Here is a 20108-nt window from a genome sequence, read left to right as displayed (position 1 = left end):
AGTGATATGTTAAAAAAAATACCGCTGCATACACAGATAATTATTGGCTTGGTGTTGGGCCTGGTTTTTGGCTTGGTTATTATCAAGGGTGAAATTTCCCCGGATTTTACCATCAATTACATCAAGCCAATTGGGACCATTTTTATCAATGCCCTGAAGATGATAGCGGTTCCCCTGGTTTTGGCTTCCCTAATCGTAGGGGTTTCCAATTTGGGAGACATATCCAAATTAAGCAGGATAGGGGGCAAGACCATTGCCACTTATATCTGTACTACGGTAATTGCCATTTCCTCTGGCCTATTATTGGTTAACATCTTCCAGCCAGGTAAAAATTTGCCCGAAGAAACCCGGGATAATTTGATGGCTCAGTTTGATGAAGATGTTGGGTCCAAGACCTCTCAGGCAGAAAGATTTCAAGAACAAAGCCCCCTCAAACCCCTACAGGATATTGTTCCTGAAAATGTTTTCCAAGCTGCGGCCGATAATGCCAGCATGTTACAAGTGGTGTTTTTTGCCATTTTAGTTGGGATAGCGCTATTGCAGATTCCAAAATCTAAATCGGCCCCGGTCATCGCTTTTTTTGATGGCCTTAATGAGGTAGTGATCAAAATTGTGGGATTTATCATGATCATTGCTCCCTATGGGGTATTTGCATTAATGGCTTCCTTAATAGTTGAGATTGCAGGAGATAACCCAGGCTCAGCCCTTGAATTGTTATTGGCCTTATTGAAATATAGTTTGGTAGTAGTTGGGGGATTGCTGTTTTTGATCCTGGCCATTTATCCTTCCGTTTTAAAATTGTTTACGAAAGTCAGGTATTTAGATTTTTTCAAAGCCATCCGACCAGCGCAGTTATTGGCCTTCTCAACGAGTTCAAGTTCTGCCACCTTACCTGTGACCATGCGGCAGGTAGAAAAGGAAATTGGAGTTTCTGAGGAGGTAAGTAGCTTTGTTTTGCCTTTGGGTGCCACTGTAAATATGGATGGTACCAGCCTTTACCAAGGGGTGGCGGCAGTTTTTATTGCCCAGGCATTAGGTATGGACCTGACTTTGGCCCAGCAATTAACCATTGTTCTGACCGCAACCCTGGCTTCAATAGGGACCGCTGGAGTGCCAGGTGCTGGCTTGATCATGCTGATCATTATTTTGGAGTCAATAGGTGTTCCTTCTGCTGGAATTGCCCTCATTATTGCTCCTGACAGGATATTGGATATGTTCAGGACTGTGGTCAATGTTACCGGGGATGCTACAGTTTGTACGGTTGTAGCAAGTACAGAGGGGGAATTGCCAGAGGGATTGATAAGAAAATCGAATCCTCTTACCTCTGTAGATGAAGAGGATTCCAAAGAAACAAAATCAACAAAACAAAAAATAACCACTGGGGAAAGGAACTAATTGTTCTTATTCCTGTTTGGATTGCTAGAAGGTAAAAAATCAAATCATGTTGCAAGAACAAAAGAAACCAGTACATATTTACATGGAAGCTAACCCTAACCCAAATTCATTGAAATTTGTGGTTAATTTTATGTTGACCGAAGAAGGGCTTAGCTTTGATTATCCTGATGAAGGAAGCGCTGATAGCTCTCCCTTGGCCAAAGAACTGTTTAATTTTGCTGCAGTTGACAGGGTTTTTATCATGTCGAATTTTGTGACGGTTACAAAAAAAGAAGATGTGGAATGGGCAGAAGTGCAGGACCATATTCGTGACCATATCAAGCAATTTCTGGAAGCAGGAAAGTCCCCTATTAATTTTGCCTATGACAAGGATCCTTTGTTTGATGAAAACGACAGTGAAACCGTCAAAAAGATCAAAGGTATCTTAGATGAGTATATACGGCCTGCCGTGGAACAAGATGGAGGCGCAATAATTTTCCATAGCTTCAAGGATGGTGTTGTTAAGGTATTGCTTCAAGGTGCTTGTTCGGGTTGTCCTTCCAGTACCGTAACCCTTAAAGCGGGGATAGAAAATTTGCTGACCAGAATGCTGCCTGAAGAGGTGAAAACCGTGGAAGCAGAAGGTGTTTAAAAGAGCTTTGTTGATCTGGGGCCAATAAATGGCCCCATTTCTTCTCCCCTTCCAATTGCATACCCTTTTTTGCCAAATTTTATGTTAAAGCACAACTGGACTTGGGCCCTTTTGGGTGTGATCGCTTTAGTGGTCAGGTTTTTTGCAGTTCAGTTTCCTGCAAAAACAGAAATTATTTATTCCAGAAGTTTTTTCCCAGGCATACGGAATGTGATTGATGTCTCCGTTTCCAGGTTACCATTTCCAACAATTTATCTTTTTTTGCTGGTATTGGGTTTTATTATTTTCCGGTACTTTTTTAAGGTAAGATTTAAAAAGGGCTGGAAGGATAAAGCTTTCTATTCTGTCCGTTATTTTTTCAATTTTGTTGGCGCTGTGGTGTTCTTTTTTTTGGTATTATGGGGTTTTAACTATCAAAGGGTACCGATTTTTCAACAATTGAGTTTAAAACCTATTCCCCTGGAAAATGGACAATTGATGAAAGAATTGGATTTGACCCATAATATCCTTTCCCAATTACGACCGCATATTACGGATAGTGATTCTGCAATTCAGCAAACCCTTGATTTTCCAGAATTGGAGAAAATAGTCAGGGCAACCACAAGTGAAAATTTGTACTTGATGGGCTTAAATTTTACTGGCAATCCCAGAACAAAACAGTTGTACCCCTCCGGCTTACTCCGAAAATTGGGCATTTTGGGGATTTATTTTCCCTTTACAGGAGAAAGTTATATAGATCCTACCCTTCACCCCTTGGATAAGCCTTTTACCATTGCCCATGAAATGGCCCATAGTTATGGGGTAACCAATGAAGGAGAAGCTAATTTCATTGGTTGGGTTATCTGCACCAATAGCGATAATCCACTTTTGCAGTATTCCGGTCAATTGAGGTTGTTCCGGTACCAAATGAAAGATTTATATAAGAAAGATAGTACAGCCTACCGGACTTTTTTAGGGCAACTTAATAAAGGGGTTCGGAATGATTTAACCTCTATTGCAGACAACAACCGAAAAATAGTACCTATTTCCCTGGAGCTCAGCCGGCGGTCAAATGACCTTTTTCTGAAAACCCAAGGGGTAAAGGCAGGGGTGAACAGTTATGCCCAGCTGACCATGTTGGCTTATGCGTGGAGGAAAAGTTTGAAGGGGGAATGAGGGGCTGTTTTTTTTTGGGTTTTTCGACAAAATAGTATGTTTGCGTATTTTTCATAGGGATGGTTTTTGTACATGGTACGATGTACGAGGACTTAGGAAAGTTGCTTAAACCATGATTTGTGGGGTTTTATTCTGATTTTTCCAAAATCAATTTTTGAAGTTCACATATGAAAAGGATAGAAATAAAATAAGAAAATAAAAGAGTAAAATTATCCAAAAAGTCTTAACGAGTTTCTTTATTTTCCTTTCTTCCTTATTTTTTTGAAAGGAGGAAATGTAAAAGGGAAGAGTTATATGAAACCAATATTCAAGGTCTTCTGTAGGTAAAAAGATATAATTTTTCCAGTTTTTTATTTTGTTTCTCCGGTAAAGAAACAGGTAATGTAAATAGGACTTATACCCATTAATAATAAGTAAGATTAATACTACTATTACGGAAAAAAATGAAAGAGTATTTTCCATAAAAAACATTACTTGTGAGAAAAATAAAAACGGCCAGAATAGTGCCTTCAAGCCGTTTTTATAAAGAGTTATTCAAGTTATGCAAACTGATAATCCGCAAAATCAACAGCCACATGATCCAAAAGGTTAGAAACTTCCTCATAGGTATCTGCAGTGACCATTTGGGTGCGGTAAGGTTTGAAGTTAGGCATGCCACGGAAATAATTGGTATAATGTCTTCTCATTTCCAGAATACCAAGCTTTTCACCTTTCCACCTGACTGAAAAGTCTAAATGCTGCTTGGCTACTTTTACCCTTTCTTCCAAGTCGGGGGCAGGTAGCTTTTCTCCTGTTTTAAAATAATGCTTGATTTCATCAAAAATCCAGGGGTATCCGATGGCTGCCCGGCCGATCATCATTCCATCCACACCATATTTGTTGCGGTATTCCAGTGCTTTTTCTGGACTATCAATATCCCCATTGCCAAAAACAGGAATATGGATACGTTGATTTTCTTTTACCTCGGCCAAATAACTCCAATCTGCCTCTCCTTTATACATTTGTTTCCGGGTTCTGGCATGGATACTAATGGCTTGTATTCCGACATCCTGCAACCTTTCCACTACCTCATTGATTCGGATGGTGTTTTGATCCCAGCCTAGCCGGGTTTTAACAGTTACAGGTATATCAACAGCTTTTACTATTTCTGCTGTCATGGACACCATCTTGTCAATGTCCAAAAGGATTCCAGCTCCGGCTCCCTTACAGGCTACTTTATTTACTGGGCAGCCATAATTAATATCCAGGATATCAGGACCTGCCTGCTCGGCAATGGCAGCTGCCTCCCGCATTGAGGAGATCTCATTGCCGAAAATTTGAATACCGACGGGGCGTTCATACTCGAAAATATCAAGTTTCTGCACACTTTTGGCAGCATCCCGAATCAAACCTTCCGAACTGATAAATTCGGTGTACATAAGGTCTGCACCATTTTCCTTACACACCGCTCGAAATGGCGGATCACTGACATCCTCCATGGGTGCCAACAGTAATGGAAATTCCCCTAAAGCTAAGTTTCCTATTTTTACCACGACTGATTTATAATTTTCCTGTAAATTTACCCCAATTATGGAGATTTATAAAACCCAAAGTCAAATAGCTGCAAAACACAACTGGCTCTTGTCCTTGGTATTGCTGGTTCTAATCACTTTTGGCGCCCTCGCCTTATTACAAGGGTTAGCAGTTTTGCTGGTCCCTTATCTGTTTGAAATCCCCGTTGAAGAGCTCCCTGCCCTATTTATGGGAAATTTGGATCATCCAAATGGAAGGATGGCCATCCTTTTCCTCCAAGGATTTGGAGGCGGGCTGGGCTTTTTTGCCGGAGGATTTATTTTTGTTCGGTATTTGGACAAAGCGGATTTGGGATGGAAACAACAATTTCACAAGTCAAAGTTCAATCTTTTATTATTAATAATTCCTCTTTTGCTGGGGTTTATGATGTTCAATGTGATGATCATCGATTGGAACTCAAGTATTCAGTTCCCAAGCTTTATGAAAGCTTTTGAGGAATTTGCCAGGGCAAAAGAAGACCAACTGATGGAACTGACCCGATATCTGACAGATTTTTCAGGAATGGGAGAGTTTTTGATGGGCCTATTGGTGATAGGAATATTGGCTGGAATTGGGGAAGAATATCTTTTTAGGGGGATTTTACAACCCAAACTCCATCACTATACAGGCAATGCCCATGCAGGGATTTGGATTTCTGCCATCATCTTTTCTGCCATTCACCTTCAGTTTTATGGTTTTTTCCCAAGGTTGTTTTTAGGAGCTTTATTCGGCTACTTATACCTTTATTCCGGAAGTTTGGTTTACCCTATGTTGGCCCATATTCTCAATAATTCCTTAACGGTCATTATGATTTATGCCAATAAATTGGGGATGGTTGAATTTGATATAGAAAATACCGATAATTTTTCCTGGTTGAGCATTCTTTTTGGCCTGGCATTGTTTATCCTTTGCTTTAAAGTATTTATTGAACAAACCAGGAAGGAGACTTACAATGAAAAGATGGCAAAAGGTATTTGAATCCTCCACCCTTATCAGGGCAGAAATTGTCAAAGGAGTGCTGGTCGAGAAAGGCATTACGGCCATCGTGCTAAATAAAAAAGAATCTGTTTACCAGATTCACGGTAGTTATCAAGTCATGGTCAGTACAGACCAAGCCTTGGAAGCGATTAATATCATAAAGAATGAAATCACGTTTTAATATTACTAATTACAGCGAACTGGGGCAACGCATCATTACCGCGTTGATCGGGGCCGCCATCATCCTAGGAGGCTCTATTTATAGTGAGTGGACTTATTTTATCATTTTTGGTGCCATATTAGCGGTATCCCAATTGGAATTTTATAAGCTTTGCGGCCTGGATGGAATGGTTCCCTTAAAGAGTTTTGGTACCTTCCTGGGCTTGCTGATATTTTCCATGTCCTTTTTGGTGGAAATGAAGCACCTTCCGGATAAGTATTACTTTTTAGTATTTCCCTTGGTTTCTTTGACCTTTTTTATAAAGTTGTATGGTAAGTCAGATAAAAAGCCCTTTACAGGAATTGCGTATACCTTTCTAGGGATTTTTTATGTTGCGGTGCCATTTGCTTTATTGAACATGGCCACCTTTTCTGTGGATGGGACATTCCACTATGAGGTAATTGTTGGCTCCTTGTTTCTGCTTTGGGCCAGTGATTCCGGTGCTTATTTTGCCGGAACAAAATTCGGCAAGACCAAGTTGTTTGAAAGAGTCTCTCCAAAGAAATCCTGGGAAGGAAGCTTGGGAGGTGCAGCCATGGCTATTTTAACGGCCTTTTTGCTTTCAAAGTATTTTGTGGTTATTCCCCAATGGAAATGGTTGAGCATTGCAGGTATAATTATCATTGCAGGTACTTATGGAGACTTGATAGAGTCTTTGTTTAAAAGAAGTATAGCGATAAAGGATTCGGGAAGGGGCTTACCAGGACACGGAGGATTTATGGACCGTTTTGACGGTCTTTTACTATCAGCCCCTTTTATTGCTGCATTTTTAAAGATATTTTAAGCAGGAACTGATTAAAATATCGTATGTATTATTAAAATATATCAATCCGAAAACTAAACCCAAATATGGCTTATATAGAACCAGCTCCCATTAAGGATAAAGAAAATCCATTGGAGTCCATGATGGAAAGATTTAACATCGCTGCAGAAAAACTTGGGCTTTCCAATGAGGTCTATAATGTCCTGAAAAACCCAGCTAAACAGGTGATAGTATCTCTGCCCATCACCATGGACAGTGGAGAAATCCAGGTGTTTGAAGGAATCCGGGTTATTCATTCCAATATCCTTGGCCCGGCCAAAGGAGGGATTCGATTTGCCCCGGATGTGAATGTTGATGAGGTAAGGGCCCTTGCGGCCTGGATGACTTGGAAATGTGCGGTGGTAGATATTCCCTATGGAGGGGGCAAAGGCGGGGTTCGGTGTAATCCCAGGGAAATGTCCCGAGGGGAAATAGAAAGATTGGTACGGGCATACACAATTGCCATGATTGATGTTTTTGGTCCGGATAAGGATATCCCAGCGCCAGATTTGGGAACAGGTTCCAGGGAAATGGCTTGGTTAATGGACGAATACTCGAAAGCTCGCGGGATGACTGTTAATGCTGTGGTAACCGGGAAGCCGCTGGTTTTGGGAGGCTCTCTGGGAAGAACAGAAGCAACAGGCAGGGGAGTTATGGTTTCCGCCCTGACCGCCATGGAAAAATTAAAAATAAATCCTTTCAAGGCAACCTGTGCGGTACAGGGATTTGGCAATGTTGGGGCCTGGGCAGCTTTCTTATTGGAAGAAAGGGGACTAAAAATCGTGGCCGTATCCGATATTTCAGGGGCATATTTTAATGAAAATGGGATCAATATTCAGGAAGCCATCAATTATCGAGACGGCAACCAAGGAACTCTGGAAGGGTTCAAAGGTGCAGAGAAATTGTCGGATCCCATGGAAATCCTTGCCCTGGAGGTGGATGTTTTGGTTCCCGCTGCAGTAGAAGATGTGATTACCGGAAAAAATGTCAATAATATTAAAGCCAAGCTTATCGTTGAAGGTGCCAATGGTCCAACCTCCTTCAATGCCGATAAAGTAATCAATGAAAAGGGAATTATGGCAGTTCCGGATATATTGGCCAATGCAGGAGGAGTAACTGTAAGTTATTTTGAATGGGTCCAAAACAGGTTAGGTTACAAATGGACAGCAGAAAGGGTAAACAGGAGGTCAGACCGGATCATGAAGGAAGCCTTTGATCATGTGTACCAAGCGTCCCAAAAGTATAATGTGCCCATGCGGATTGCAGCTTATATTGTGGCCATAGATAAGGTGGCTCAAACCTATAATTATCGTGGTGGTTTTTAAAAAAAATAATTTTCTTAATTTTAATAATAAAGTATGCCCCCAAGGCGTACTTTGTTATTTTAAACACTAAAATTGGTGGATGGAAGCTAAATGAGCAACTGAATTTTACAATTTTTGATCCAAACAAGAGATTTGGCCTTTAATATTAACTGAAACGCTCCGAAATTTTTTCTTTAACATAAGAAGAAATATGTGCAAATTGCGGAGTTGTTTTATCAAGATTTGCAATTTGTTATCCATTTGGGAACTTTAATTGTTTGTAAATCATTGGTTTAAGGCTAGTTAAAAATTAAATAATGACAATTCACAAAGAAGGAAGAAAATTGTTGTTTTTGATGTTGGTTATCTTGACCGCCATCAATTTAGCAACACATCAATTGATGCCCGGGCAGGAAACGGCATTAAACCTTATTTTACTCGGCAGCATCATCATTTACTTATTGGTGTTGCAATTTTTCCGCAACCCCACCATTGCATTACCTGATGATGAGAGCATTGTCTATGCACCTGCAGATGGAAAAGTAGTGGTTATCGAGGAATCTGAGGAAGAAGAATACCTTAAGAAGCGCTGCAAACAGATTTCCATTTTTATGTCCCCCATTAATGTGCATGTCAACCGTTCCCCGGTCAGTGGTTTTGTGGAATATTTCAAATACCATCCCGGAAAATATTTGGTGGCATGGCATCCTAAATCAAGCTATGAAAATGAAAGGACCACTATGGTGATCAAGCAGCCGAATGGGGGTAAGCTCCTTGTAAGGCAAATTGCAGGTGCTGTGGCCAGAAGGATAAAAAATTATGTCAAAGAAGGGGGGCCTGTTATTCAGGGAGGGGAGTTTGGCTTTATTAAATTTGGCTCCAGAGTAGATGTGTTTGTGCCCCTGGATGCAGAAATTCTCGTTGATATCAATCAAAAGACCAAAGGAGGGATTACCCCTTTGGCTAAATTGAAATAAAAAAAGTGGCCTCCAAAGGGCCACTTTTTTTATTTGAGTCCTAATTTGAATGCTTTTTCAGGGTGCCTTAATGTCGGAGCCAAGAGATAAACCGATGAAATGAAAATTAAGGGTTGTGTGTAAATAATAAGGCTCCCTATACCTCATGCTCTAAATTTCCTTATTCCCAACTACCCTAATTACTCTATTCTATTGTCAGTAAGAAGTATTGGTTTTTAATGAATAGATTCCATTTTCCTCTTCTTGGTACATTTCCTGAAGCGGTAAAAGATGTTGGAGCAATTTTTGGAATACCCCTTCCCGGTCGAAGATTTTGGCAGGTTTTTCGTTTTTGAAATTTAGATATACCTGGGACATTTTATCAAAATCATCGTAATTGGTCAGGATTCTTTTTGATAAACGAAAATTAAGGTAAGGGGTGGCCAGGGTTGCATTTTGATAAAGACTGATATCATCCCCCAAAACCAAAATTTTTTCCTTTTGAGAGGATGGGGGTACCTCATTTACGGCATAATTATAAATTTTTCCGGATTGGATTTTCTGTAAGGACCAAAAATAACCCACCGAAGGAACCAGAATAAGGAAAAGGTAAAAGAATAAATTGATCAAACGTCTTTTTTCCAGGTAAATATAAATTTGGGCAATAAAATAAGTCATGCCGGGAAGTATAACCACCATTTGATAAGGTGTCCTGTGGTTGGCCAATAATACAGAGAGAAGTGCAAAAATCAAGAATAGGACCATCAATTGTTTTTGTTTCTGCTGGTTGACGGTGATGCTTTTCAGTAATGTCCCTATAAAATACCCCCCAAAGGTAAATGCCATTGGTATCAACAATAATATAACCAAATCCAAATAGCCCACATGGGGATAAATTTGTGTAATTCGGGTGGCCAGGATAAATTCAGAAATAAACTGGGGAAACGCGTCAATCCAGAAAAAATAAATGCCACAGAATACCAAAGGCTGGAAATACCCTACCAAGGATAGCACCAATTGGTTAAAACTAAATCCACTGACCATGATCCCAGTAAAAATGAGAAATGGAAGGAATATGGCAAGCGGAAAATGGAAACAGGTGGCAATTCCTCCAAATATTCCAACCATCAATACCGATTCTGTACTTTCTTGCTTGAGCAAGGTAAGGGAAAATAGCTGTCCCAAAGCCAGGATGATAAAGGTAGTCCCCATTAAAGCTGGGGATAAGGTCAAAAAGTCAAATGAAAGGTGAAATAAAATAATCAATACCAAAGCTGGAATATAGGTATTGTCCTCAAATGCCCGATAAGCTATAAAAAGCCGGTTGATATAAGTGATCTGAAATAAAATAACCAGGGAAGCCAGGATTTTGTAAGTCCACCAGGACCTCCCTATAGCCATATCAATCAGCCAATAAATATAAGCTGATAGTGGGCCTATATCATCAATGATGTCCACATAAAGGTAATGGCCTTCACTCATCCTTTCCCCGATAAGCATCCAAGTCAATTCGGGACTTAGCAATGGGATGTCCATCAAAATATATGGAGTACTGAAAAGTAGGAAAAGGAGAACAATTCCTATAATGCGAAATGGATCGTTGATTCTAAAAAAACTAAGCAAGGATAATATATGTTGATGTTTATATATTCTGAAGCTACGAAATTAAAGGTTAGTCATTTAATTCACTAAATTTGCAACCATAATTATTCAAGAATGGAAAGTAAAAGACAACAAAAGTATTCAAAGTTAATACAGAAAGAACTGGGTGAAATTTTCCAAAGGGAATCAAAACCATTGGTAGGAAAAGCAATGGTGACTGTTACCCATGTTATTATGAGCCCGGATTTGGGAGTTGCCAAAATATATTTGAGTTTTTTATTGGCCGACACCAAGGTTTTATTTGAAAAAATCAATGAACATAAAAAAGAAATCAGGAAAAATTTGGGGAATAGGATAGGGAAGAGTGTAAGGTCCATTCCGGAATTGGTCTTTTTTTTGGACGAATCCTCTGCATATGCGCAGCATATGGAAAAAGTGATCTCTGATTTGGATATTCCTGAAGAAGAGGATGATGAGGATGAAGAGGATCAAGATTAAAATTAACCCAATTGATTTGGCCTATTAACCTGACCGAAAAGTAAACCTGACCTGTGAATTTATCTTTTTTTATCGCTTCCCGTTATTTCCGCAGTAAGAAGAAAAGGAATTTTATCAATATCCTTTCTAGGATTGCCATGGTGGGAGTAGCGGTGGGAACTATGGCGCTGGTCATTGTACTTTCTGTTTTTAATGGCCTGGAAGATTTGATCAGGGGTTTGTACGCTTCTTTTGATGCAGAACTAAAAATTGAGCCGGTGAGAGGGAAATCTTTTGAGGTGGATGACCAGTGGCTTGGGCAAATTCGGGAGGTAGAAGGGGTCCAAACCCTAACTGAAGTCATAGAGGACAATGCTTTACTCCGCTACCGTAAGGACCAAATGGTGGTAACTTTAAAGGGGGTTACCGATAATTTTTTGGATGAAGAACGGTTTAATAAAGGCTATTTTATAGGGGATTTAACCTTGGGAACCCAAAACCAACCTGCTGCCATCATTGGAAGAGGGGTAGGGTATTTTTTGGGAATTGATTTGGATAATGAATTTGAAAAACTCCGGGTGTATTATCCTAAAGCCCCAAGAGCAGGTACTATAGACCCAAGGCAAATGTATAATAGTGACATTATCAGGCCAGCCAGTTTTTTTAGTGTTGAAAAAAAATTTGATGATGAATATATCATTGTACCGATGGCATTTGCCAGGGATCTATTAAACTACCAAAATAAAAGAACCTCATTAGAAATAAATGTGGCCGATAATTATCGAATTGGGCAGGTCAAGGAAAAACTAAAAGCTTTGTTGGGAGAAGACTTTTCGGTAAAAGATGCAGATGAACAACATGCCGGATTGTTGAGGGCCATTAAAATTGAGAAGCTTTTTGTTTTTATCACCCTGACTTTTATTCTGGCAGTGGCCTCTTTTAATATCTTTTTTTCATTGAGCATGTTGGCCATCGAAAAGAAAAAGGATATTGCAGTTTTGTTGGCTATGGGAGCTACCAATCGGCTGATACGATCCATTTTTATCAAACAGGGAGCTATTATTGCTTTTTCCGGAGCCATTATTGGTTTGTTGCTGGGCTTTGTTTTTTGCTGGTTGCAGGATACCTATGGATTGATTTCACTGGGAGTGGCCTCTTCTGTAGTGGAAAATTATCCTGTGAAAATAATTTGGACTGACTTCTTGTGGACCAGTATCAGCGTTGTGGTGATTACCTTTTTGGCCGCGTATCGGCCCGCAGCCATTGCCGCCAAAGTTAAAACGGTGGAGCACTTATAGGGGGGAGAACTTATAAACGGCCTGATTTTTATGGGGCAAACCCTGTTATAAGTTATTATTATTTTTTACTTTGCAAGCTAGTATATTTTGGAAAACTGTGGCCATAGCCGCAATTTGATCAAATCAATTCAAAATGATAGTTTCTCCTGACCAACCATTTGAAATCGTCTATTCCCTTTTTAGTCATGAATACCTGGGGATTCTGTTTGAATCTTTCGTGGTTCAATTGGATGAAAAAGGCAGGCTTTCATTTGCCCACCAAAATATTGCTTCCCAAAATGCAAGGGAATTTAAAAAAGGTTTGGATGAGACCGATTACGAACTGATTAAGCTAATGGATAGCATGCAGCATGATGTTATCGTCAAACCCTTCAATAACAAAAAGATAAAACCAAAAGAGTTTTTGAGAAGGGTATATGATAATGGAAATACCGCTGCTTCTTATAAGGATGTCAAGGATCAAATAGAGTTAAAATTGGAAATTCTCCGGTCCAAGATCCTGGAAAAAATAAAAGGTAAGCGTTTATTCGAGATGGGAAATGATGGCAACCCTGTTTGGAAAGAAATTGAGGTTCTTCCAAAAAAAGCCACTGTACTTTTTCATTTCCGCAGAAATGAGGACAATACCCATTACTTCCCAACTATCAAGTACGACGGGGAAAAGTTGGACTGGCAGTATAAGGGGGGGTACCTGCTTTGCGAGGAGCCAGCTTGGCTAGTGGTTAACGGTAAACTTTACAATTTTGAGAAAAATGTGGATGGCAAAAAGTTAAAGCCCTTTCTGAATAAAAAATTCATTGTCATCCCCAAGAAAGTAGAAAAGTCCTATTACCAGAAGTTCATCACCCAACTTGTAGCCTCTTTTGATGTCTTTGCCAAGGGGTTCGATATTAAGGTCCAAAGGAGCCAGCCGGAAGCGCTTTTGAGTCTAAGTGATCTTCCTGGAAATGGTCATGCTGACCTTTTTGGAAATGAGAATCAAAGTGAAATAGAGGACAAAATCGTTTTTGACCTTAAATTCCAATATGGAGAATATGCTTTCCGGTCGGAGGAAAAAAGGACTAATAATGTAGAGTTGGAACAGCAGGGCGATAATTATATTTTCCATAAAGTAATACGGGACCTGGAAAAGGAAAAATCTTACGGAGATTATCTGAGGGACCTTGGCTTGCCTGTAAAGGCAAGCCGGTTTTCCCTAGTGAAATCCAAAGCATTTGATTGGCTCAATGCCAATAGAGAGGCATTGGAAGGGATGGGGGTCCGAATCCAGCAAAATCAAAGTAATAATGGCAAAAAGTATTTTATAGGTCAAGCCTCCATTAAAGTAGAGGTTAAAGAAAATATTGACTGGTTTGACGTTAATGCCATCATCAAATTTGGAACTTTTGAAATTCCATTTGCTCAAATCAGAAAGTTGTTGACAAAGGGAAAATCAGAATTTGAACTTCCTAATGGAGAAATAGCCATAATTCCGGATTCCTGGTTTGTCAACTATTCAGAAATTTTCAGCTTTCTAGAGGATAGTGAGGAAAAGGAAAAAAATATGGTGCTCAAAAAGCATCATATTGCCCTTGCACAGGAATTACAGAAAGGCAATCTGATCGATCTGACCCTGAGCAGAAAACTTGCCAAACTCAAGGATTTTTCCTCCATTGAGTCCTATGAACTTCCAAAAGAATTCAAAGGTACTTTAAGGCCCTATCAGAAGGCAGGCTATGATTGGCTAAGGTTTTTAAATGAATATAAGTTTGGGGGATGCCTGGCGGATGACATGGGCTTGGGAAAAACCGTTCAAACTCTGGCATTGTTGGCCCATGAAAAAGAAAAAACCAACGGGGCCACCTCCTTGCTGGTAATGCCCACCTCTTTAATTTACAATTGGGAGCTGGAATCGAAGAAGTTTACCCCTGACCTGAAGATTTTGGTTTATACGGGTTCACAGAGGATAAAGGACAATAGCCGTTTTGCAGATTATGACCTGGTCCTTACATCCTACGGGATCACCAGGTTGGATGTCGATATTTTGAAGGATTTTTATTTTAATTATATCATACTTGATGAGTCGCAGGCCATTAAAAACCCGGGAAGTATCATCTCCAAATCGGTTAATCAATTAGTTTGTGCTAACAAGTTGATTTTGACCGGGACACCAGTGGAAAATGGTACTATGGATCTTTGGTCCCAAATGAACTTTGTTAATCAGGGATTGCTTGGTGGCCAAAGCATGTTTAAGAAGCAGTTTTTACTTCCCATTGAGAAGAAGAATGATATGGACAAGGCTTCCAAACTGCATGCCATGATCAAGCCATTTGTCTTAAGGAGGCTCAAGAATCAGGTTGCAACTGATCTGCCAGAAAAGGTGGTAAATGTAAAATACTCCTCCATGACATCTGATCAGGAAAAAGCCTACGAGGAGGTGAAAGCCTATTATCGGGAAAAAATTGTTGGGGAGATGAGCTTCCCTGGAATGAATAGAAACAATTTTACCTTATTGCGGGGACTTACTCAATTAAGGCAAATTGCTAACCACCCAAAATTGACTGACCAATCCTATGGGGGAGATTCTGGAAAATTGGAAGATATTATTCACATGCTGGAATCCACGGTGAGTGAAGGTCATAAAGTGCTTGTTTTTAGTCAATTTGTAAAACATTTGGGCATTATCCGGGAGTACTTGGATGAGAACAATATTTCATATTCTTACCTGGATGGAGCTACCAAAGACCGTCAAGGACAGGTTAAGGAATTTCAGGAAAATGACAAGGTTAAGATTTTTTTGATTTCCCTTAAAGCTGGTGGTGTTGGTTTGAATCTTACCAAAGCAGAATATGTGTTTTTGCTTGATCCTTGGTGGAACCCAGCAGTGGAGGCTCAGGCCATTGACAGGGCACATAGAATTGGACAGGAAAACAAAGTGATCATTTATAAATTTATCACCCATAATTCGGTGGAAGAAAAAATTATGGCCCTGCAGGACAAAAAGATGGCATTGGCAGGTGAGCTAATAAATACGGAAGAGAGCTTTATGAAGAGCCTAAACAAGGAAGATATAGAGGCTTTATTGGATTAAGGTGATCTGGGAGGTTTTGTAGATTTTGGCCTAAAGTCATCTTTTGGAGGCTTCAATTCACAAAAAATCCATATTTTTAGGGCAGATTATTTTGTTGAAAAAACTTTTATGTTTTCGTTTTATGGAATCTGCCATTTTAATCATCCAATGTAAAGATCAAAAAGGAATTGTAGCGGCTGTTTCCCAGTTTCTATATTTCCACAATGGAAATATCCAGGAAGTGGACCAATATATTGATAAGGACACAGGTGATTTCTTCATGAGGGCCAAATGGGAATTGGAATCCTTTGCGATCGAGAAGGATCAAATATCAAGGATTTTTGATGAAACTGTAGCTCAAAAATTTTCAATGAATTTTTCCTTACATTTCAACCATCCCAAACCGAGGATGGCCATATTTGTATCCAAGCTGTCCCATTGTTTGTTTGACATTTTGGGGAGGTATTTTTCAGGACAATTTCAGGTGGAAATACCATTAGTGATTTCCAATCATACTCATCTTCAGCAACCGGTTGAAGCTTTTGGCATTCCCTTTTGCCATATGCCCATCACTCCTGAAAACAAATCCGAGCAGGAAGAAAAGCAATTGGAGCTGCTGAGGGAAAATCAGGTGGACTTTGTGGTGTTAGCCAGGTATATGCAAATCCTTAGTCCTAATTTTATTAAAGATTATCCAAATCGGATTATTAACATTCACCATTCTTTCTTACCAGCGTTTGTAGGGGCAAAACCCTATCATGCTGCTTATAAAAGAGGAGTTAAAATTATTGGTGCCACTGGACATTATGTGACCGAGGAATTGGATGCAGGTCCGATTATCGAACAGGACATTGCTCGGGTAAGGCATCATAACACCGTAGAGGAACTGGTTCAGATAGGGCAGGATGTGGAAAAAGTAGTGCTGTCCAGGGCCATCAAATACCATTTGGCCAGGAAAGTGATGGTGATCGGTAACAGGACCGTTATCTTTAATTAACAAAAACAGGCCATTCCTTTATTAAGAATGGCCTGTTTTTGTTGTTTTTATGGTGTGGAAATTACTCTTCTAGCATTTGCATCTCCACAGTAATATTTCCCTGGTCATCATAAAGGACCAAACGGTCTGCAGTTTGAGTATAAGTTGCACTCATTTCCAATGAAGCCAGGTAAGCTTGTTCGATGTTAAATTCATCGCAATTTTTGCTATCCGTATAAAGTGTTGAGAATTTAATCTTTTCCTTATTGTAAACTGCTTTCCCTCTAAATTCATTACAGGGTGCCTGTCCAGATACTTTTTGTCCATCACCGAATTTAAGGGTCATATTGGACAATTGCTCTTGGGTGGCCGCAGCTCCGTTGATGGACATTACCTTCCATTCATGTTTTCCAATATCAACCGGTCCAGTACAGGAAAAAAAGGAAATAGAAAGTAAGGCGAAGCCCAACAATGCATTGAATAATTTCATGAGTTTTGGTTTTTTATTAATTGAATTTAGATTTAAAATAAGGTGTTCTTTGCTTTAATTGATTAGGATAAAGCTAACCCCTTTGATAATAAGGGAAAGCCCCGCAAAGATCATTCTTGTTAGGGGGGTGGTGACAATTTTTCAGGGAAAAATCCTGTAAATGGTTCTTAAAATGGATCAGCGGAAAAATAAATAAGGCTTAAGAGACAATTTTTCTTGGTATTTCTTGGGGCAGTCGGGTAAGTAATTCATAGTTGACCTGTTGGGTGGATTCACTGAAAGAGGCAACCGTGATTACACTTTGTTTTTGATTTCCGATGATCACTACTTCGTCTCCTTTGTGGACGTTCTGTAAGTCTGTAATATCCACCGTTATGGAATTCATGGTGACGGTGCCAACGACAGATACCATTTTTCCATTGATAAGGACCTTGCCTAAATTACTCAGCATCCGGCTAAAACCATGGGAATACCCAACAGGAACCATGGCAATCCGCATATTTCTAGGTGCCATAAAACTGTTCCCATACCCAACGAAACTGCCCATCTCCACCTCTTTTATACTCATGATGCTGCTTTTCCAACTGATTAATCTTTTTAGTGGGTTGATTTTATTGGGAGCTAGTTGCTTAAATTTGCTCATATAAGTTTCTTGGCTGGGCCAAAATCCATATTGGGAAATACCAATTCTGACCATGTCCATGACGGTTTCGGGATAATTTAAACAGGCTGCCGAGCATGCCGTATGGTAGGTTTGAAAATGGATACCTTTTTCATTGAACCAATCTTTAAACTCCAAGTACCTTTTGATCTGATTTTGGATACGGACATAATTGGAAATGCTTTCCGCTCCTGCATAGTGGGTGCACAAACCTACCAATTCGATGTGTTCCGAGTTTTGGTGGATAATGTCCAGTAAAAATTCCTTTTCATTCCATTCAAATCCGGTGCGGTGAAACCCCGTTTCCACTTCGATATGTACTTTAGCCTTTATGCCCAATTTTTTGGCCATTTTGACGGCAGCCAACATCCTGTCAAATTCAAAAACGAAAAAACTGATCCCCTTGGGAATGATCCATTCCAGGTCCACATTGTGCAACATTCCCATTATCATGATGTGGCTGTCCTTTTTGATGCAATTGAGGGCTTGATAGGCTTCATCGGCACTGAAGGTGCTAAAATGCCGGATCCCGGTTTCCTCTGCTATGGGGACAATGTTGTCTATGCCATGTCCATAGGCATTCCCTTTTATCACTGCTGAAATACGCGTATTTTTACCTATCTGATTTTGTAGGAATTTAATGTTTTGCCTGTAGGCTGATTTACTGATTTCAAGGTAAGAGGTATGGAGTTTTGCAGAGGGATTTGGAGTTGTCATGGGCTGTTTTTTGGGTGAAAATGAAGAAATCTGTTTTTCAGAATTTCAAATCCATTTTATCCATTAAGCTGGGCAATAATTTGGGTAAACATCTTTACACCTGTAGGTATGATTTCATCTGGAAAGTCGTAATTGGGTTCGTGCAATTGAGGTTGTTTTTTTCCGGCTCCTATGCCAAATAATAGGGTTTTGGTATGACTGGAAAAATGGCCAAAATCCTCCGACCACCTGAAGGGGTGTCTAATATGTTTGACCTTAAATCCCAATTTTTTGGCTGCATTATTGGCGTACTCCCAGGCCTTTTCATCATTCACAATGCTGTCAAAACATTCGGTGTATTTAATGGTGATTCCCAGTTTGTTTTCCTTGGCAATTATTTTGGCAATTCTTTCAGCATATTCGGTCAGGGATTTCATGGTTTTATCATCATAAGAACGAAGAGTAGCCCTTATAGTAACCTTTCCCGGAGTTGTTCCAAATGCAATTTCCCCCAAGACAGCATTGACTACAGTAATAAGAGCAAAGGTTTTCATACTTTTCGGGATAGCCTGGAGGCCAACAATAATCTTTGCCATTGCCTCTGCAGGGCTGTTTCCGGCTTCTGGGTGGGCGGCATGGCTAGTCCTTCCTTTTAGTTTTATAATCATCCCTTTGGATGCTGCGGCAAAAGCATCCTTTTTCATGATAACCTCATTGAGCGGATATCCGGGAAGATTATGGAGGGCAAAAGCATAATCTGGTTTGATTTTTTTGAATTTGGGATCCTTGATAATCAGATTGGCTCCTTCTCCGGTTTCTTCAGAAGGTTGGTATAGCAGGATTACTTTCCCTTTTTTTACGGGGTTTTTACTCAAATAAGGGCCAAGTCCACAAACAATGGCCATGTGCCCATCGTGACCACAGGTATGGGATTTTCCGCGAATTTTACTTTTATATTTTAGGTCATGATCCTCTTCTATAGGTAGGGCATCCAGTTCGCACCTGATTAATGTTGTAGGGCCAGGATCTTTTCCTTTATAAATAATAGCCAGGCCATGCCCGCCTAAATTGGTTATGATCTGATGAGGGTTGTATGATTTAAAAAATTCAATTATGCGATTGGCAGTTTCCTTTTCTTCCCCCGACACTTCAGGGTTTTGATGCAGTTCTTTTCTTAGTTGACTAAGCTCCATAAGCGTTGCCCTATTCATCTGTGAAAAATTTTCTTTCTTTGTTAAAATAAAATATTATCTACAATTGGCAAAGAGATATAGGGAATGGTTGAAGAAATATTATTATTTAATCAATGATTTTTTTTGTATTCATTTGCAATGATTTACCAGATTGCAAGAAAAAATTACATATTTTAATTGAACTTATTTATATTTAATCTTGCTTCAACCTATAAACTGCACTTATTATGAACCAAGAACAAAAAAAAGCCCTTCAAGAAGAGATTGAAAAACTAAAGGCCAGCCTGACCGGGGATATGTTTAAGGATATGGAAGTTAGGGATAAAATTCACAATTTGGAAATGCAATTGAACGGGACTAAACCTATGGATAGTCATTTTGATTGTATTGGATGTGGAAGTTAAGAGTTGATAGTTTTTAGTGTATAGTAGTGAGTATTGAGATTTTTTCTGAATTACCATCAAGTGAAGCAATTAGATTCAAGAACAAAGCGAAAAGATCAGATCAATGTACTTCAAAAAACGGTCGATTTGTGCAATGCACAATTTATGGATTTGAAAGTTAAAGTTCTGAATTATTACTTACTTTAAATACCATTTACCCCTTACCCAGCCCAAAGTTTAGCTCCAAATTTTGTTTTGTAAACGCAAGCTTCTATATTTGCGCTTCGAAAG

General features: G+C 39.6%; 18 protein-coding genes. 13 read left to right on the top strand and 5 right to left on the bottom strand.

What is annotated here, in order from left to right; all coding sequences use genetic code 11:
- The first annotated feature begins 6 nt into the window (after nucleotides 1-6).
- From QWY93_RS05885 to QWY93_RS05875, 3 genes are all read left to right on the top strand, one after another.
- Nucleotides 7-1395, top strand: coding sequence for a dicarboxylate/amino acid:cation symporter (locus QWY93_RS05885; protein WP_290247239.1), 1389 nt, complete (start codon nucleotides 7-9; stop codon nucleotides 1393-1395).
- A 46-nt stretch (nucleotides 1396-1441) separates the two neighbouring features.
- Nucleotides 1442-2026, top strand: coding sequence for a NifU family protein (locus QWY93_RS05880; RefSeq protein WP_290247238.1), 585 nt, complete (start codon nucleotides 1442-1444; stop codon nucleotides 2024-2026).
- 81 nt (nucleotides 2027-2107) lie between these two features.
- A complete protein-coding gene (locus QWY93_RS05875; RefSeq protein WP_290247237.1) occupies nucleotides 2108-3181 on the top strand; it encodes a DUF3810 domain-containing protein in 1074 nt (357 codons plus the stop codon).
- A 539-nt stretch (nucleotides 3182-3720) separates the two neighbouring features.
- Here QWY93_RS05875 and dusB read toward each other — a convergent pair.
- Nucleotides 3721-4713 (bottom strand): tRNA dihydrouridine synthase DusB, encoded by a 993-nt coding sequence (gene dusB / locus QWY93_RS05870; protein ID WP_290247236.1) that lies wholly within the window; start codon nucleotides 4711-4713, stop codon nucleotides 3721-3723.
- Between the two features lie 37 nt (nucleotides 4714-4750).
- Here dusB and QWY93_RS05865 point away from each other — a divergent pair, with 37 nt between their 5' ends.
- The 5 genes from QWY93_RS05865 (at nucleotide 4751) to QWY93_RS05845 (ending at nucleotide 9013) form a co-directional block, all read left to right on the top strand.
- Entirely contained in the window at nucleotides 4751-5710 is a 960-nt protein-coding gene (locus QWY93_RS05865; protein ID WP_290247235.1) for a CPBP family intramembrane glutamic endopeptidase, read from the top strand.
- On the top strand, nucleotides 5685-5891 hold the full coding sequence (locus QWY93_RS05860) for a putative signal transducing protein (RefSeq protein WP_290247234.1): 207 nt from the start codon (nucleotides 5685-5687) through the stop codon (nucleotides 5889-5891). The genes QWY93_RS05865 and QWY93_RS05860 overlap by 26 nt, the downstream gene beginning before the upstream one ends.
- Nucleotides 5875-6714, top strand: coding sequence for a phosphatidate cytidylyltransferase (locus QWY93_RS05855; RefSeq protein ID WP_290247233.1), 840 nt, complete (start codon nucleotides 5875-5877; stop codon nucleotides 6712-6714). The genes QWY93_RS05860 and QWY93_RS05855 overlap by 17 nt, the downstream gene beginning before the upstream one ends.
- A gap of 65 nt (nucleotides 6715-6779) precedes the next feature.
- Nucleotides 6780-8057, top strand: coding sequence for a Glu/Leu/Phe/Val family dehydrogenase (locus tag QWY93_RS05850; RefSeq protein ID WP_290247232.1), 1278 nt, complete (start codon nucleotides 6780-6782; stop codon nucleotides 8055-8057).
- 296 nt (nucleotides 8058-8353) lie between these two features.
- The gene (locus QWY93_RS05845) at nucleotides 8354-9013 is read left to right on the top strand and encodes a phosphatidylserine decarboxylase family protein (RefSeq protein ID WP_290247231.1); all 660 of its coding nucleotides are present in this window, start codon (nucleotides 8354-8356) and stop codon (nucleotides 9011-9013) included.
- 195 nt (nucleotides 9014-9208) lie between these two features.
- Here QWY93_RS05845 and QWY93_RS05840 read toward each other — a convergent pair whose 3' ends face one another.
- Nucleotides 9209-10528, bottom strand: coding sequence for a hypothetical protein (locus QWY93_RS05840; RefSeq protein WP_290247230.1), 1320 nt, complete (start codon nucleotides 10526-10528; stop codon nucleotides 9209-9211).
- Between the two features lie 180 nt (nucleotides 10529-10708).
- Here QWY93_RS05840 and rbfA point away from each other — a divergent pair, with 180 nt between their 5' ends.
- From rbfA to purU, 4 genes are all read left to right on the top strand, one after another.
- Nucleotides 10709-11092 carry a 30S ribosome-binding factor RbfA gene (rbfA, locus tag QWY93_RS05835; protein WP_290247229.1) on the top strand — a complete coding sequence of 128 codons (384 nt, stop codon included), beginning with the start codon at nucleotides 10709-10711 and terminating at the stop codon, nucleotides 11090-11092.
- A gap of 53 nt (nucleotides 11093-11145) precedes the next feature.
- Nucleotides 11146-12369, top strand: coding sequence for an FtsX-like permease family protein (locus tag QWY93_RS05830; protein ID WP_290247228.1), 1224 nt, complete (start codon nucleotides 11146-11148; stop codon nucleotides 12367-12369).
- A gap of 133 nt (nucleotides 12370-12502) precedes the next feature.
- Nucleotides 12503-15439 carry a DEAD/DEAH box helicase gene (locus QWY93_RS05825; RefSeq protein ID WP_290247227.1) on the top strand — a complete coding sequence of 979 codons (2937 nt, stop codon included), beginning with the start codon at nucleotides 12503-12505 and terminating at the stop codon, nucleotides 15437-15439.
- 121 nt (nucleotides 15440-15560) lie between these two features.
- A complete protein-coding gene (purU, locus tag QWY93_RS05820; protein WP_290247226.1) occupies nucleotides 15561-16415 on the top strand; it encodes a formyltetrahydrofolate deformylase in 855 nt (284 codons plus the stop codon).
- Nucleotides 16416-16476: 61 nt separating this feature from the next.
- Here the strand turns inward: purU and QWY93_RS05815 are convergent, their stop codons facing one another.
- The 3 genes from QWY93_RS05815 to QWY93_RS05805 form a co-directional block, all read right to left on the bottom strand.
- On the bottom strand, nucleotides 16477-16884 hold the full coding sequence (locus QWY93_RS05815; protein WP_290247225.1) for an META domain-containing protein: 408 nt from the start codon (nucleotides 16882-16884) through the stop codon (nucleotides 16477-16479).
- Between the two features lie 199 nt (nucleotides 16885-17083).
- Complete coding sequence (gene alr, locus QWY93_RS05810; RefSeq protein ID WP_290247224.1) at nucleotides 17084-18262, bottom strand: alanine racemase; 1179 nt, start codon at nucleotides 18260-18262, stop codon at nucleotides 17084-17086.
- A gap of 56 nt (nucleotides 18263-18318) precedes the next feature.
- Nucleotides 18319-19452, bottom strand: coding sequence for an amidohydrolase (locus QWY93_RS05805; RefSeq protein ID WP_290247223.1), 1134 nt, complete (start codon nucleotides 19450-19452; stop codon nucleotides 18319-18321).
- 209 nt (nucleotides 19453-19661) lie between these two features.
- Here QWY93_RS05805 and QWY93_RS05800 point away from each other — a divergent pair, with 209 nt between their 5' ends.
- A complete protein-coding gene (locus QWY93_RS05800) occupies nucleotides 19662-19838 on the top strand; it encodes a hypothetical protein (protein WP_290247222.1) in 177 nt (58 codons plus the stop codon).
- The last annotated feature ends 270 nt before the right edge of the window (nucleotides 19839-20108 follow it).

It is taken from the genome of Echinicola jeungdonensis, assembly GCF_030409905.1.
Taxonomy (GTDB): domain Bacteria; phylum Bacteroidota; class Bacteroidia; order Cytophagales; family Cyclobacteriaceae; genus Echinicola; species Echinicola jeungdonensis.
Note: the sequence above shows the minus strand (reverse complement) of the source record. Positions and strands in the feature narration are given on the sequence as shown.

Coding starts and splice junctions, on each gene's coding strand:
- purU (WP_290247226.1), top strand. CDS start 15,561: ATGGAATCTGCCATTTTAATCATCCAATGTAAAGATCAAAAAGGAATT.
- QWY93_RS05860 (WP_290247234.1), top strand. CDS start 5,685: ATGAAAAGATGGCAAAAGGTATTTGAATCCTCCACCCTTATCAGGGCA.
- QWY93_RS05880 (WP_290247238.1), top strand. CDS start 1,442: ATGTTGCAAGAACAAAAGAAACCAGTACATATTTACATGGAAGCTAAC.
- QWY93_RS05875 (WP_290247237.1), top strand. CDS start 2,108: ATGTTAAAGCACAACTGGACTTGGGCCCTTTTGGGTGTGATCGCTTTA.
- QWY93_RS05825 (WP_290247227.1), top strand. CDS start 12,503: ATGATAGTTTCTCCTGACCAACCATTTGAAATCGTCTATTCCCTTTTT.
- QWY93_RS05815 (WP_290247225.1), bottom strand. CDS start 16,884: ATGAAATTATTCAATGCATTGTTGGGCTTCGCCTTACTTTCTATTTCC.
- QWY93_RS05850 (WP_290247232.1), top strand. CDS start 6,780: ATGGCTTATATAGAACCAGCTCCCATTAAGGATAAAGAAAATCCATTG.
- QWY93_RS05865 (WP_290247235.1), top strand. CDS start 4,751: ATGGAGATTTATAAAACCCAAAGTCAAATAGCTGCAAAACACAACTGG.
- QWY93_RS05845 (WP_290247231.1), top strand. CDS start 8,354: ATGACAATTCACAAAGAAGGAAGAAAATTGTTGTTTTTGATGTTGGTT.
- QWY93_RS05855 (WP_290247233.1), top strand. CDS start 5,875: ATGAAATCACGTTTTAATATTACTAATTACAGCGAACTGGGGCAACGC.
- alr (WP_290247224.1), bottom strand. CDS start 18,262: ATGACAACTCCAAATCCCTCTGCAAAACTCCATACCTCTTACCTTGAA.
- QWY93_RS05885 (WP_290247239.1), top strand. CDS start 7: ATGTTAAAAAAAATACCGCTGCATACACAGATAATTATTGGCTTGGTG.
- QWY93_RS05840 (WP_290247230.1), bottom strand. CDS start 10,528: ATGGACATCCCATTGCTAAGTCCCGAATTGACTTGGATGCTTATCGGG.
- rbfA (WP_290247229.1), top strand. CDS start 10,709: ATGGAAAGTAAAAGACAACAAAAGTATTCAAAGTTAATACAGAAAGAA.
- QWY93_RS05805 (WP_290247223.1), bottom strand. CDS start 19,452: ATGAATAGGGCAACGCTTATGGAGCTTAGTCAACTAAGAAAAGAACTG.
- QWY93_RS05800 (WP_290247222.1), top strand. CDS start 19,662: ATGAACCAAGAACAAAAAAAAGCCCTTCAAGAAGAGATTGAAAAACTA.